16 protein-coding genes are annotated in these 12,370 nt (G+C 68.4%); 4 read left to right on the forward strand and 12 right to left on the reverse strand.

Annotation, left to right across the window (positions count from 1 at the left end; translation table 11 throughout):
• Positions 1 to 48 precede the first annotated feature (48 nt).
• Positions 49 to 531 (forward strand): free L-methionine (R)-S-oxide reductase MsrC, encoded by a 483-nt coding sequence (gene msrC, locus NG1_RS19915; RefSeq protein WP_062972970.1) that lies wholly within the window; start codon positions 49 to 51, stop codon positions 529 to 531.
• 52 nt (positions 532 to 583) lie between these two features.
• On the opposite strand, the gene NG1_RS19920 is transcribed toward msrC, so the two are convergent.
• The 5 genes from NG1_RS19920 to NG1_RS19940 form a co-directional block, all read right to left on the reverse strand.
• A complete protein-coding gene (locus NG1_RS19920; RefSeq protein WP_062973121.1) occupies positions 584 to 2,017 on the reverse strand; it encodes an LLM class flavin-dependent oxidoreductase in 1,434 nt (477 codons plus the stop codon).
• Positions 2,014 to 3,231 carry an acyl-CoA dehydrogenase family protein gene (locus NG1_RS19925; protein ID WP_062973124.1) on the reverse strand — a complete coding sequence of 406 codons (1,218 nt, stop codon included), beginning with the start codon at positions 3,229 to 3,231 and terminating at the stop codon, positions 2,014 to 2,016. The genes NG1_RS19920 and NG1_RS19925 overlap by 4 nt, the downstream gene beginning before the upstream one ends.
• A 142-nt stretch (positions 3,232 to 3,373) precedes the next feature.
• The gene (locus NG1_RS19930) at positions 3,374 to 4,135 is read right to left on the reverse strand and encodes an ABC transporter permease (RefSeq protein WP_062972972.1); all 762 of its coding nucleotides are present in this window, start codon (positions 4,133 to 4,135) and stop codon (positions 3,374 to 3,376) included.
• A 9-nt stretch (positions 4,136 to 4,144) separates the two neighbouring features.
• Entirely contained in the window at positions 4,145 to 4,954 is an 810-nt protein-coding gene (locus NG1_RS19935; protein ID WP_062972974.1) for an ABC transporter ATP-binding protein, read from the reverse strand.
• Positions 4,955 to 4,963: 9 nt separating this feature from the next.
• Positions 4,964 to 5,320, reverse strand: coding sequence for a DUF1048 domain-containing protein (locus tag NG1_RS19940; protein WP_040870810.1), 357 nt, complete (start codon positions 5,318 to 5,320; stop codon positions 4,964 to 4,966).
• A gap of 177 nt (positions 5,321 to 5,497) precedes the next feature.
• Here NG1_RS19940 and NG1_RS19945 point away from each other — a divergent pair, with 177 nt between their 5' ends.
• Positions 5,498 to 5,800 (forward strand): DUF1905 domain-containing protein, encoded by a 303-nt coding sequence (locus tag NG1_RS19945; RefSeq protein ID WP_063052760.1) that lies wholly within the window; start codon positions 5,498 to 5,500, stop codon positions 5,798 to 5,800.
• A 31-nt stretch (positions 5,801 to 5,831) separates the two neighbouring features.
• Here the strand turns inward: NG1_RS19945 and NG1_RS19950 are convergent, their stop codons facing one another.
• From NG1_RS19950 to NG1_RS19965, 4 genes are all read right to left on the reverse strand, one after another.
• Positions 5,832 to 6,443, reverse strand: a complete 612-nt coding sequence (locus NG1_RS19950; RefSeq protein WP_062972978.1) for a hypothetical protein — start codon at positions 6,441 to 6,443, stop codon at positions 5,832 to 5,834.
• 122 nt (positions 6,444 to 6,565) lie between these two features.
• Positions 6,566 to 6,895 carry a hypothetical protein gene (locus NG1_RS19955; RefSeq protein ID WP_210750312.1) on the reverse strand — a complete coding sequence of 110 codons (330 nt, stop codon included), beginning with the start codon at positions 6,893 to 6,895 and terminating at the stop codon, positions 6,566 to 6,568.
• 141 nt (positions 6,896 to 7,036) lie between these two features.
• Positions 7,037 to 7,333: a hypothetical protein gene (locus tag NG1_RS19960; protein ID WP_040870817.1), complete on the reverse strand. Its 297-nt coding sequence runs from the start codon at positions 7,331 to 7,333 to the stop codon at positions 7,037 to 7,039.
• Complete coding sequence (locus tag NG1_RS19965; protein ID WP_040870818.1) at positions 7,320 to 7,544, reverse strand: hypothetical protein; 225 nt, start codon at positions 7,542 to 7,544, stop codon at positions 7,320 to 7,322. Before NG1_RS19965 ends, NG1_RS19960 begins: the two co-directional genes overlap by 14 nt.
• A gap of 97 nt (positions 7,545 to 7,641) precedes the next feature.
• Here NG1_RS19965 and NG1_RS19970 point away from each other — a divergent pair, with 97 nt between their 5' ends.
• Positions 7,642 to 8,433, forward strand: coding sequence for an alpha/beta fold hydrolase (locus tag NG1_RS19970; RefSeq protein ID WP_062972982.1), 792 nt, complete (start codon positions 7,642 to 7,644; stop codon positions 8,431 to 8,433).
• A 15-nt stretch (positions 8,434 to 8,448) separates the two neighbouring features.
• On the opposite strand, the gene NG1_RS19975 is transcribed toward NG1_RS19970, so the two are convergent.
• Genes NG1_RS19975 through NG1_RS19985 form a run of 3 tightly spaced genes read right to left on the reverse strand, consistent with a single transcriptional unit; the run spans position 8,449 to position 11,383 of the window.
• Complete coding sequence (locus NG1_RS19975; protein ID WP_062972984.1) at positions 8,449 to 9,108, reverse strand: TetR/AcrR family transcriptional regulator; 660 nt, start codon at positions 9,106 to 9,108, stop codon at positions 8,449 to 8,451.
• Positions 9,093 to 9,857 (reverse strand): crotonase/enoyl-CoA hydratase family protein, encoded by a 765-nt coding sequence (locus NG1_RS19980; RefSeq protein WP_062972986.1) that lies wholly within the window; start codon positions 9,855 to 9,857, stop codon positions 9,093 to 9,095. Before NG1_RS19980 ends, NG1_RS19975 begins: the two co-directional genes overlap by 16 nt.
• On the reverse strand, positions 9,854 to 11,383 hold the full coding sequence (locus NG1_RS19985) for an acetyl-CoA acetyltransferase (RefSeq protein WP_062972988.1): 1,530 nt from the start codon (positions 11,381 to 11,383) through the stop codon (positions 9,854 to 9,856). Before NG1_RS19985 ends, NG1_RS19980 begins: the two co-directional genes overlap by 4 nt.
• A gap of 118 nt (positions 11,384 to 11,501) precedes the next feature.
• Here NG1_RS19985 and NG1_RS19990 point away from each other — a divergent pair, with 118 nt between their 5' ends.
• Positions 11,502 to 12,245, forward strand: a complete 744-nt coding sequence (locus NG1_RS19990) for a crotonase/enoyl-CoA hydratase family protein (RefSeq protein ID WP_062972990.1) — start codon at positions 11,502 to 11,504, stop codon at positions 12,243 to 12,245.
• The last annotated feature ends 125 nt before the right edge of the window (positions 12,246 to 12,370 follow it).

A 12,370-nucleotide genomic window follows, 5' to 3' on the forward strand; every position in this document is an offset into this window, starting at 1 on the left:
GAGAATGAATGGGCAGACAGCGAATTCCGAGCGCGTACCATTCGGGCCATGTCGTTCGTCGCCGCCGATTTGACCGGAGACCGCCCCGAGCAGTACCGACAGCTCGCCGCGCAGGCCGAGGCGCTGGTCGCGGACGAGACCGACCGCATCGCGAACGCCGCCAATCTCTCCGCGCTGGTATTCCACGCGCTACCCGATGTGAATTGGGTGGGTTTCTATTTCTACGACGGGCGGGAATTGGTCGTCGGCCCGTTTCAGGGCAAGCCCGCGTGTGTGCGCATCGCGCTCGGAAAAGGTGTGTGCGGCACTGCGGCCGAATCGAGGACCACTCAACTCGTGCCGGATGTGCACGCGTTCGACGGCCATATCGCCTGCGATGCCGACACCCGTTCGGAAATCGTCGTGCCGCTGGTTCGGGACGGGGATCTGATCGGGGTATTCGATCTCGACAGTCCGCGGCCGGCCCGTTTCGATGACATCGATCGGGCGGGGCTGGAGGCGGTAGCCGGGATATTTCTCGCCGCTCTCTGATCGCGTCGCCGGGCAGCGCCGGACCGGGGGCGTCCGGCGCCGTCCGACTACGTTACGAGTGCGTCTCGGCCGTTGCTCCCGCTCGCGAAACCTCGTCCGGCAAAGCGGTCGATCCAACACCACCCAACCGGTAGCTCGCGCCGCGGTGTTCCGCGGGCAACCGGTCACCGGTGCCGAACAGCGCATTGCGCAGGGTGCCCGGCACGTATTCCTCGGTGTAGGCGCCTCGGGCGGTCAACGCCGGAACAACATGCCGCACAATGTCTTCGAACGAGCCCGGGGTGATCGCGTAGGCCAGGTTGAACCCATCCAGATCGGTCTCGGCGGCCCACTCCTGGAGCAGATCGGCGACCGTCTCCCCGGAGCCGACGAACACCGGGCCCATGCCGCCGATCCCGGCCCACTTGCCGATATCGCGGACGGTCCACTCCCGGCCGTCGTCGTCGAATTCCTGGAACGCCGCGACCGCCGACTGGATCGCGTTGCTCTCCACCTGGCCGATCGGGTCGTCGAGGTCGTAGCGGGACAGGTCGATGCCCATCCAGCCGGACATGAACACCAAACCGCCTTCGACACTGGCGTAGGACAGGTACTCCTCGTGCTTGCGCCGTGCCGCCTCATCGGTCGCGTCGGTGATGATCGTCGCGAGAGCGTAGACGCGCGCCGCGTCCCGGGCACGGCCCGCCGCTTCCAGCGCGTCCCTGATCCGGGCGACCGTCTGCGCCAGCACCCGTTTCGATGGACCCGCGATGAAGATGGCTTCCGCGTTCTCCGCCGCGAAACGCACGCCGCGCGGCGAGGCTCCCGCCTGGTAGATCACCGGCGTCCGTTGCGGCGACGGCTCCGAGAGATGGATGCCCGGCACGGTGTAGTGCGCGCCGCGATGACCGATGTGGTGCACCTTGGCCGGGTCCACGTAGACGCCCGCGGTCGCGTCGCGGACCACCGCGTCGTCCTCCCACGAGCCTTCCCACAGCTTGTACAGCACCTCGAGGTACTCGTCGGCCTGGTTGTAGCGCTCGTCGTGGTCGAGCTGGTCGGCGGCGCCGAAGTTGCGCGCCGCCGAGGGCAGATAGCCGGTCACCACATTCCAGCCGAGCCTGCCGTCGGTGAGATGGTCGAGCGTCGACAACCGCCGCGCGAACGGGTACGGGTGCTCGAAGCCGGTGCCGGTGGTGATGCCGAACCCGAGATGCTCGGTCACCGCGGCCATGGCGGAGACCAGCAGCAGCGGGTCGGCCACCGGGATCTGCGCACCTTGGCGCAGCGCGGCGACGTCGTTGCCGCCGTATACGTCGTAGGTGCCCAGCACGTCGGCGATGAAGATGCCGTCGAAACGGCCGCGTTCCAGCAGCTTCGCCAGCTCGGTCCAGTAGCCCAGCTCTTTGTAGCGGTGCGACTGGTCGTCGGGATGCCGCCACAGCCCGGGTGACTGATGGGCGACACAGTTCATGTCGAAAGCGTTGAACCGGATGCGGCGGGTCACTGCGGCGCTCCCCCGGTGCGCTCCCCCGCGCTCCACGCGAACGGCAGGTCGGCGCCGTTGAGCAGATGATCGCCGATGGCCCGCGCCTTCTGGATCGCGGGGTTGTGCACCGAGATGGTGCGGGCGTTGCGCCAGTGCCGATCCAACCGCAGCCGTTCGGCGACCACCGAAGCACCGCCCACTTCGAACAGCAGCGACGTGGCGGGCAGCACCAGGTCGATGACGGCCAGCTGAGCCCGGGCCGCGGCGAGTTCGGCCGCCACCAGGGCGCTCTCGTCCTTCGCGCCGCCCGCCAGCACCTCGTCGAGCACGTCGGCGACGGCGAGCACACTGGCTTCGGCGGCGAACGCGGCCGCCGAGAGGCGCCCGATCACCTGCTGCACCAGCGGGTCGTGCCTGGGCAGGTCGGCGGTGGAGTGCGTGTAGCCGCGGGTGCGCCCCGCGACCCACTCCCGGATGTCGCGCTCGGCGCGCTTGGCGATGCCCGCGAGCACCGAGAGCTGGACCAGTTGCAGATAGGAGGTCGCGTAGGTCGGGCCGGGCGCGCCGTAGCCGGGACCGAGAATTCGATCCTCGGTCACCACCACGTCGGTGAATTCGGTAGTGCCGCTGGCCGTCAGCCGCTGGCCGAAGCCGTCCCAGTCGTCGTGCTGACGCACTCCCTCGGCGTGTGCGTCCACCAGAACGCCGACGCGCTCACCCTCGCGGTCGGCGGCGGCCAGGATGTAGTCCGCGTACAGCGATCCCGTGCTGTAGTACTTCACACCGTTGAGCAGCCACCGTCCGCCGTCTTCGGTGAGTGTGGTGCGGTAGCGGTCCACCGCGCCGACGCCCGGTTCGGTGATCGCGTTGCCCACCAGCGTGCCCTCGGCCACCGCACGCAACCAACGTTCTCGCTCGGGCCCCTGGTCGGCCAGCAGTTGGTCCTCGACGAACGAGAAGTGCACCCGCAGCGCCTGCGGCAGGTTCGATTCGGCGGCGGCGAGTTCGATGAGCAACCGGAACAGCTGCCGGACGGTGACGCCGTATCCGCCGGACTCGACCGGAACGCGCAGCGCGCCGAATTTCGCCGCACGCAGCTCGCCGACCTCGTCGTAGGGCAGGGTGCGATCGATTTCTCGCGCTACGGCGCCCTGGGCGATCCGGTCGAATATCGGGCCGAAGATCGCATCCAGTTCGGAGTCGGTAGTGGATTTCGCCTCGGTGGTCGTCATCAGTTCACGATCGCGCACCACGGCCGGGTACTCACGGGTTGCGCGCAGCGCGATCGGAATGCGGAACCCGGCCGTCGGTCGGTGCCGCGGTCTACCTCTGCGCCACCTTGCGCTGACCCGGGACAGGCTCGGCCGATGCCGCTCAGGAGATCTTGCGGCGGTAGGCGTTCATGGCGAAGAGGTAGGCGACGATGAGGATGCCGACGCACCAGGCGAGGGCGATCCAGATGTCGGTGCCGACGGGTTGCTGCGTGAACAGGTTACGAATGGCGTCGATGATGGAGGTCACCGGCTGGTGTTCGGCGAAGGCTCGCAGCGGGCCGGGCATGGTGTCGGTGGGTACGAAGGCCGAGCTGATGAAGGGCAGGAAGATCAGGGGGTAGGAGAAGGCACTCGCGCCGTCCGGGGTCTTCGCGGACAGACCGGGGATGACCGCGATCCAGGTCAGCGCGAGGGTGAACAGGATCAGGATGCCCGCGACCGCGAGCCAGGCCGATATTCCGGCCCCTGAGCGGAAGCCCATGAGCAGGGCGACGAGCACGACCACCACAAGCGAGATCACGTTGGCGACCAGCGAGGTCAGCACGTGCGCCCACAGGACCGACGATCGGGCGATGGGCATGGATTGGAATCGCTCGAAGATGCCGCTCTTCATATCCAGGAAGAGCCGGAACGCGGTGTAGGAGATGCCCGAAGCGATGGTGATGAGCAGGATTCCGGGCAGCAGGTACTGCACGTAGGAGTCCGACCCCGAGTCGATCGCGCCGCCGAAGACGTAGACGAACAGCAGCATGAATGCGATCGGCATGATCGTGGTCGTGATGATGGTGTCCACGCTGCGGGTGATGTGGCGCAGGGATCGTCCCAGCAGCAGCGTGGTGTCGGCGAAGAAATGCGTGGTCATCGTTGTTCCTTACTTCGTCCGTACCGCGCTGCGGTCACTATCTGGAGCGCCCTCGTCGCTTTCGTCACCGACCAGGGCGAAGAAGACGTCTTCCAGGCTCGGCTTCTTCTCGACGTATTCGACCTCGGCGGGCGGGAGGAGCTGCTCGAGCTCGGCGAGGGTGCCGTTGACGATGATCCGGCCCTTGTGCAGGATCGCGATCCGATCGGCGAGTTGTTCGGCCTCGTCCAGATATTGCGTCGTGAGCAGCACTGTCGTGCCGTGCTCGGCGAGTTCCTGCACCGCCCGCCACACCTCGATGCGCGCCTGAGGGTCGAGCCCGGTGGTCGGCTCGTCGAGGAAGATGACCGGCGGATTCCCGATGAGACTCATGGCGATGTCGAGGCGGCGGCGCATGCCACCGGAGTACGTCGACACCTTCCGTGTGGCCGCGTCGGTCAGCGAGAAACGCTCGAGCAGGTCGTCTGCCACCGTTTCCGCGTTCTTCAGGTGCCGCAACTTGGCGATGAGCACGAGATTCTCCCGCCCGCTGAGGATCTCGTCGACGGCGGCGAACTGCCCTGTGAGGCTGATGGACTCCCGCACGTCGCCCGGTTGCGTGGCGACGTCGAAGCCGTTGACCCTGGCTGTGCCCGCGTCGGCTTTGAGCAGCGTGGACAGGATTTTCACCACAGTGGTCTTGCCGGCTCCGTTGGAGCCGAGCAGGGCGAAGATGCTGCCCCGCTCGACTTCGAAATCGACGCCGCGCAGCACCTCCAGTTTGTTGTAGGACTTCTCCAGACCCCGCACATGGATCGCCGGAGCTTGCTGTGTCGTCATCGAACGCCCCTACTTTCCTTCTCCGGCGGCGCGCTCGATGGCGCTGTTCAACCGTGCCCGTTCCCGGTTGATCCACGAATCTTCCTGGTAGTTCCGCGCGAACGTCTCGATGAAGGCCACTGGGTCCGCCCCGACGACCTCGCGTATCGGGGATCCGTCGGCCGCGCTCCGCTCGAACAGCTCGGCGAGGTCCTCGAACATCGAAACGCCGCCTCCCGATCCGGTGTACATCAGATACCGCTCGAAACCATCGACCGCTGTGCGATAACCCGCGGGAAGCTGCCCCGCCCGCGTCTTGTACTGCCGCCACCGCCGCTTGTCGCCGATGTCGCCGACCAACTTCGAGGTGAGATCCGAGATGCCCATGTCATCCGCCTCCTTCGTCGTGGGGCGGTTCGAGCCGCCCATAGATATAAGTAGATGTATACGTACACGTGCTGGCCTAACTATAAGTAGACATATACGTAGATGCAAGCCCAGGCAGTAGGAACCGCCGCGCGGTCGATGCGAAACCTTGTCGGTGCCCGCCGTTACAGTCGCGGCGTGGCTGGTTCGCGGTACTCGTTCACGGCGGAAGTATGGGAATTACCGGGCGATGCCGCCTGGCATTTCGTGTCGCTACCCGAGGACGTGGCCGATGAGATCGAGGAGCGCTACGCACATCGCTCCGGCGGGTTCGGCGCGGTGCGAGTGCACGTGGTGGTCGGCGGCACCCGGTGGTCTACTTCGCTGTTCCCGGACAAGTCACGGGCGACCTATGTCCTGCCCATGAAGAAAGCGGTGCGCGTCGCGGAGGGACTGGAGGCGGGGTCGGCCGCGCACATCGAACTGACGGTCGCGCTGTAGGCCACGAACCGCGGTGCGGCGACCCGAGCGCTCAGTACCCGAGCCCTCCCACAGCGGCATTGCGCTTGCTCGCACTTCGCTTGACGGCCATCACCACGATCACGAGCACGCCGAGCGCCACCCCACCGAAACCGAGCGCGAGCGCGCCGAGCAGCGTGCCGACGAAGGAAGAGCCGAGGCCTTGGCCGATGGCAACCGTCACTTCGGAACTACCGGCCGTGGTCACCCGATAGCCGCCCGGCTCGGCGGCCTCGAAGGAGAATCCGGCCCGCCCCTCATGGCTGCCGAAGGAATAGGTGATGCTCGCGTCGTACTTCCGCAGCTCCACATGCTTGCCGTGCGGGTCGAGCACCCGCAGATTCACTGTGCCGGAGGCGCCCTCGGACGACGCCCCCGGGTACTCGAAGTACACGGTGTACCCGCCGGACTCCGCGAGGTTCACCACACCGGAGCCGGGCACCCCGACCCGCTGGAAGTCATCGATGCGTCCCGAGGTCTGCAGGAAACCGAAAGCACCGAGGGCGATCCCGCCGATGACGCCGAGGGCGATCAGCGCGCCACCCAGCGCGAACCAGCGACCGGACGGGGTGATGACCGGCGATCCAAGCGAAGTCGGCGAGGTCGGAAAAGGCGGCTGTGACACGGTCGGATCCTCGGCTTCTGGTCGACACCCTCGCCGACGTAGCGACAGCGTACGGTCTGCCCTACCGCATCGCTACGCGAAGCATCCGCCCCACCGTGACAACTGTCTCCGACCGTCGATGATCAGCGCGGTTGGGCCGCCGACATGCACTCGCTCGCGATGCGACCGCTGGCGGAGCGCGCCTTGTCCGCGTCTTCCTTGCTCATCCCCAGCGTTTCCTGGTCGGGAGCCTTGGTGTCGTACTCGTCGCTGATCATGATTCGCAGTCCGTCCTGCGAAATCCCCTGATCGACGAACACCTTCGCGGCGCAATCGGCCAGCTGCTTGTTCTTGAGGCCCTTGTCCTGCAACGACTTGGACAGATCGGCCTGCGTCACCGTGGGCGCCGCCGTGTCCTTGTCGCTGCCGCATGCCGCGAGCACCGGCAGCGCGATCAGCGCCGCGGCGATCATGCAGATCCGCACCTGACTCCTCTTCCTCGACTGACCACTGTCGGTGGCGTGGCCACCATAATGCCGTGCGGCGTCCAGCGGTAGTCGTCTGCCACGGCGAATACGGGATACGTTGCCGTCCAACGGGCTACGTGCGAGATCTCAGAGGTCCATCGCCGCACGCAACGCGGTGTCGAGTCGCTCCAGGGTGTCGCTGTCCACCGCGTCCACCCGCTCGGCCAGCCAACCGCGGAAGATCCGCCCGATGTTCCCGGCATGCACCCAGCCGTGTTCCTTGACCGGAACCGCGAGGATGTCCTGCGGATCGTCCTCGATCACCTCGGCCGCGATCAGCCAGGGACGCGGCGATTCGTTGATGCCGTCACTGCTGATGAGCACGACCGTTCGGCGGCGCGGCGAACCATGCGGGTTGTAGATCCACAGTTCACCCCGACGCACGCATCTCCTCCTCCGCGGCCGCCAGCTCGGCCGCGTCCGCGGCGGCCTCGGCGGTCACATCCGATACCGGACCGACACCGGTGCGCACGGCCTCCCGTCGCGCGGCTTTCGAAATCCAAGCCGACGGCGACATTCCCGCCCGAGCCGCCGCCTGTTCCGCGAATGACCAGGCGGCTTCGTCCAGCGAAAGGGTGACCTTACGCGTTGCCATACCAATTATCGTACCGGCACCGCGGTGCGCGGACCAGCCCTGATGATCGCGCGCGACATCCCATCTGAGGACAGGTGACTGCTGTTAGTGTTGGCGCATGACGACCTTGCACCATCATCGCGTCGGCGCGGGTGAACCACTCGTGCTGGTACACGGCGTCGGGAGCCGGTGGCAGGTGTGGGAGCCGATCATCGACACACTGGCCGCGTCGTACGAGGTCATCGCGGTCGACCTGCCCGGCTTCGGCGGATCGACGCACCCGCTCGCGCACACCACGGTGCCCAACCTGACCGAGGCGCTCGCCGAGTTCCTCGCCGCGCAGGGGATCGATCGCCCGCATCTCGCGGGCAATTCGATGGGCGGGCTGATCACGCTGGAACTGGGCGCCGGCGGGCTGGCTCGGTCGGTGACCGCCTATTCGCCGATCGGGTTCTGGGACACCGCGGGCCGGGTGTGGTGCCAGCAGTCGCTGGGCAAGTCACGGGCACTCGCGCGCCGGCTGCGTCCCGCGCTGCCGTCCGTGCTGAGCACCGCCGCGGGCCGGACCGTGTTCCTCTCGCTGGTCTTCGGCAAGCCATGGGCGCTGGATGCGAAGGTGGCGCTGGAGACCGCGCTCGGCGCGGCGGACTCGGCCGGATTCGACGAGGCGCTCGCCTCGTTCACCGACGTCCGGCTGCCCGAAATCGGCGCGCTCGCCGACATTCCGGTGACGATCGCCTGGGGCAGCCGCGACATCCTGCTCACCTACGCGACGCAGAGCCGCAAGGCGCGCGGCGTGCTGCCGAACGCCGAGCACGTCACGCTGCACGGCAGTGGGCACACGCCGTTCTTCGACGACCCGGCCGGCTGCGCACAGGTCTTGCTCGAGACGATCACCCGCGTGCGGTAGGCGTCCGGCCCCGGTTCAGTCCGCGGGCGGATCGAGCAACGTGTCCGCGGCCGCCGTGCCGAGCAGGACGCGCACGGCGTTCCCCCATCGGTGCCGGAGCAGCCGGTTGCGGGACAGGTCGCCGGTGAGCAGCACCCGCAAGGCCTGGCCGGTCATGATCTCGATGGTGAACTCGGTGATCGTCGGAACCCGGGGATCGTCCGGGAATTCGCGCCGGAAGCTGTCGCGGATGCTGGTGTGCATCAGTTCGAACAGGCGGACCTCCAGCGGCAGGAACGCCGCTCGCAGTTCCGGATCGGTCCGCGCGCCGACCCACATCTCCAGCGCCGCCCAGAACGACGGGCCGCTGAGCATCCGCATGGTCAACTCGACGGCCGTCTCCAGCCGGTCCGCGCCATCCGGAATGGCCTCGAATTCGCTTGTCAGCTGGTCGAATCGACGCCGCGCGACGTGCTCCACGGCACCGGCGAGCAGGTCGGCCCGGGTGGGGAAGTAATGCTGCAACGTCCCCCGCGGCACATCCGCCCGTTTCTGCACCTCGAGCGTGGTGGTGCCCGCGTAACCGACCTCGACCAGGCTCTCCACCGCCGCGTCCAGCAGCCGCGTGCGCATGCGCTCCCTGCGCTGCGCCTGCGGCTGCCGGACGTGTCCCGCGCCCGTCAGCGGCCCTGCCACTGCGGCTCGCGCTTCTGCGCGAACGCCAGCGCCCCCTCGGCGGCGTCCTTGGACAACAGTGCGGGCAGGGCGATCTCGCCCTGCTTCGCGAACGCCTCGGCGACCGTCCAATCCGGCGACTCGTCGATGATGCGCTTGCTCGCGGCCACCGCGAGCGGAGCGGCGGCGGCGATCTCGGCCGCGAGCTCGAGCGCGACCGACAGCGCCGCCCCCGGCTCGGTGACCCGATTGACCAAACCGAGCTGGTGGAGCCGCTCGGCGCCGATACGGCCGCCGGTGAGCGCGAGTTCGGCGGCGGTGCTGCGCGGCAGCCGCTGGGTCAGGCGAAGCACGCCACCGCCCGCGGCCACCAGACCGCGCTTGACCTCGGGGATGCCGAACTGCGCGTCGCGCGCGGCGACGATCAGATCGCCCGCGAGCGCCAGCTCGAAACCACCCGCCAGCGCGAAGCCTTCGACCGCGGCGATCATCGGCTTGGCCGGGGGCTTCGCCGTGATGCCGAGCGGACCGCGACGTTGCGTCATCGGCATCTCGCCTTTCGATGCGGCGACGAGATCCATTCCGGCGCTGAAGGTTCCGCCCGCTCCGGTGAGCACGAGCACGCGCGCGGCGTCGTCGGCTTCGAACTCGTCGACGGCGGCCTCGATGGCCTGCGCGGCGGCCAGGTTGATCGCGTTGCGGGCTTCGGGACGGTTGACCGTCAGCACGGTGATCGCGTCGCGCCGCTCGATAAGGACGGGATCCGTCATCGGGCGCTCCTCTCGGTGAGCAGGGTGAAGGTGTCCGCGGCGATCTCGGCGTCCGCGCCGAGCGGATCGCCCGCGGTGAACGCCGCGAGGGTGTCGGCATCCGACGCCCGGACCAGTATGCGGGTCCCCTCGGGTGTCAGTGCGCTCACCACAACGGCTTCCGGCTCGTCGGCGCGGTCCGGCGCCGGGCCCTTGCGATAGGCGACGGTGTACGCCTCGACCGAGGCGGGACCGGTGTACCCGGGCGCCGGTTCGCGCCGCGCCGCAGGCACCTCGGCCTCGATCGCACGGAACAGCCGCTCGGGCGGCCTGCCCGAATAGACGCCGACGCCGTGCTTGGTGCTGTACCAGCCGAGTGCCGTCGCCAAGCCGTAGGCTCCCGGGTCCGCGCGCAGCATGCCGGACAGCGTCGCGATCGAATGCGTCGTGTAGTTGTTGCCCGGCCCGCCCGCGAAGGTGAGACCGCCGGTGACCGACAGCGGCCGGGACGGATCGTCGATCGGCAGGCCGAGCTCCTCGGCGGCGATCTGCACCGCGACCGGGAAACAGGAGTAGAGGTCGATGTGCGCGACATCGTCGATCCCGATCCCGGCCGCACCCAGCGCCGCTTTCCCCGCCGCGGCGATGGCGGGTGAGCGGGACATGTCCGCGCGCTCGGAGACGAACCACTCGTCGGTCGCGGTGGCGCCCGCGTGCGGGAACACCCACCGGTCCCGGGGCACACCGGCGGCGTCGGCCGCCGCCGCGCTGCACAGGATGAGCCCGGCGCCCAGATCGACGGTGAGATTCGCGATCATCAGCTTCGGGTACGGCGTCGACACCATCCGGTTGGCGGGCGCGGGCGTCACCAGGTCGGCGGCGGCATGCGCAGTGGGCTGCCACGCGTACGGATTGCGCGCCGCGATCTCCGACAGCCGCGACCACAATGCGCCGATCCGCTCGCGGTGCGCGGCTTCACTCGACCCGAGGCGGTGGCGTAGCGCCGTCTCCATGAGCGCGTAGAAGTACACCGGACCCCACAGGCCCGCGGCGGTTTCCATATCCGAGTTCGGCCCGCGATCGGAGCCGATGACCTCGTCGGGACCCACGTCCTCCGGCTGCTCCGGCCAGTCCACCGCCGTGCCGGCGCGGCTGGCCGCGTTCCCGGAGTACACCGCTTCGGACCCGGTGAGCAGCGCGACGTCCGAGCGGCCGTCGGCGATGGCCTGCGCGACCGTGTTGAGCAGCCGCTGCGGTGCGTCGCCGCCGAACCGCACCGACTGCACGGTCCGCCTCGGAGTGGCGCCGAGATCGGCGGCGACGAGCGCGCCCAGATCGCCGTAGGGGCGGCTGACCGGGGCGACGGCGGCGATCAAGTCGGCCGACCGCAGCAAACGGTCACCGACTCCGCTGTCGGCGCCCGCGCGGCGCAGGGACTCGGCGGCGAGTTCGACCGGGCCGGGCAGACCCGGCTCACCCGGTCGGTGTACGGCCTGCCCGGCGCCGACGAGCACCGGCGTCCTCGGGTCCATTCCGGCTGGCAGCATGCGTCCTCCGCTCCATAACCGTCAACATTGACGGTAATTCGAGTCCGATTAGAACAGAGCCCGAGCGCGCGGGCAACAGCGCGGGCGGCAACAACTGACCGGTGAGTAAGATCGGAGGATGGGCAGCAACATCGCAGTGCGGTTCGACGACCACCGCGCGTACGTCACGCTCGATCGGCCGGACAAGCACAACGGCCTGACCATAGCCATGCTTCGCGAACTGGTTGCCAGCGCGAAGCTGGTGGCCCGTCGCAGTGAGATTCGGGCGGTAATCCTGTCCGGGAACGGCCCCAGTTTCAGCAGCGGCCTGGACATCGCGGCGGCCAATAGCGATCCACTGGCAATCATCCGCAACTTCGTTCCGCTGCCTTGGCGCGGCACCAACGCCTTCCAAGAGGCGTGCTGGGCTTGGCGCCGCCTGCCCGTGCCGGTGATCGCCGCGGTGCAGGGGCGCTGCTTCGGCGGCGGACTCCAGCTCGCGCTCGCCGCGGACGTCCGTTTCGCCACCCCCGACGCCGAGTTCTCCGTCATGGAGACCAAGCACGGCCTGGTCCCGGACATGACCGGGGCGGCAACGCTGTCCAGACTGATCGGCATCGACAAAGCCCTCCTGCTCACGATGACCGCGGACACCGTGGACGCCGCCTACGCCGCCGAGATCGGCTTGGTCACCGAGCTGACCGCGGACCCGGTCGCGGAGGCCGAGAAACTGGCCGACCGGATCGCGACGCGGTCACCGCATGCGGTCGCCTCCGCCAAGCGGCTGTTCGACAAGTCGTGGCAAGCATCCCCCCGGCGAACCTTTGGTGTCGAGCGCGCGGCCCAACTCCCCCTGATCCTCCGCAAAGCGCTCGGTAGATAGCTGTAAATTCGCTAGAAGCGCCCGGCCGACTGGTTCCGCTGCTACCATTTGCACGATTTGCCAGCCAGTCGACTAGTGGTGCGCGGCACGCTGCGAAGGGTCTGTGTATCGCGGGACGTCCATGG

Source organism: Nocardia gamkensis NBRC 108242, assembly GCF_001612985.1.
GTDB lineage: Bacteria > Actinomycetota > Actinomycetes > Mycobacteriales > Mycobacteriaceae > Nocardia > Nocardia gamkensis.

Coding starts and splice junctions, on each gene's coding strand:
- msrC (WP_062972970.1), top strand. CDS start 49: ATGTCGTTCGTCGCCGCCGATTTGACCGGAGACCGCCCCGAGCAGTAC.
- NG1_RS19925 (WP_062973124.1), bottom strand. CDS start 3,231: ATGACGACCACCGAGGCGAAATCCACTACCGACTCCGAACTGGATGCG.
- NG1_RS19930 (WP_062972972.1), bottom strand. CDS start 4,135: ATGACCACGCATTTCTTCGCCGACACCACGCTGCTGCTGGGACGATCC.
- NG1_RS19935 (WP_062972974.1), bottom strand. CDS start 4,954: ATGACGACACAGCAAGCTCCGGCGATCCATGTGCGGGGTCTGGAGAAG.
- NG1_RS19940 (WP_040870810.1), bottom strand. CDS start 5,320: ATGGGCATCTCGGATCTCACCTCGAAGTTGGTCGGCGACATCGGCGAC.
- NG1_RS19955 (WP_210750312.1), bottom strand. CDS start 6,895: ATGATCGCCGCGGCGCTGATCGCGCTGCCGGTGCTCGCGGCATGCGGC.
- NG1_RS19965 (WP_040870818.1), bottom strand. CDS start 7,544: ATGGCAACGCGTAAGGTCACCCTTTCGCTGGACGAAGCCGCCTGGTCA.
- NG1_RS19970 (WP_062972982.1), top strand. CDS start 7,642: ATGACGACCTTGCACCATCATCGCGTCGGCGCGGGTGAACCACTCGTG.
- NG1_RS19980 (WP_062972986.1), bottom strand. CDS start 9,857: ATGACGGATCCCGTCCTTATCGAGCGGCGCGACGCGATCACCGTGCTG.
- NG1_RS19985 (WP_062972988.1), bottom strand. CDS start 11,383: ATGCTGCCAGCCGGAATGGACCCGAGGACGCCGGTGCTCGTCGGCGCC.
- NG1_RS19990 (WP_062972990.1), top strand. CDS start 11,502: ATGGGCAGCAACATCGCAGTGCGGTTCGACGACCACCGCGCGTACGTC.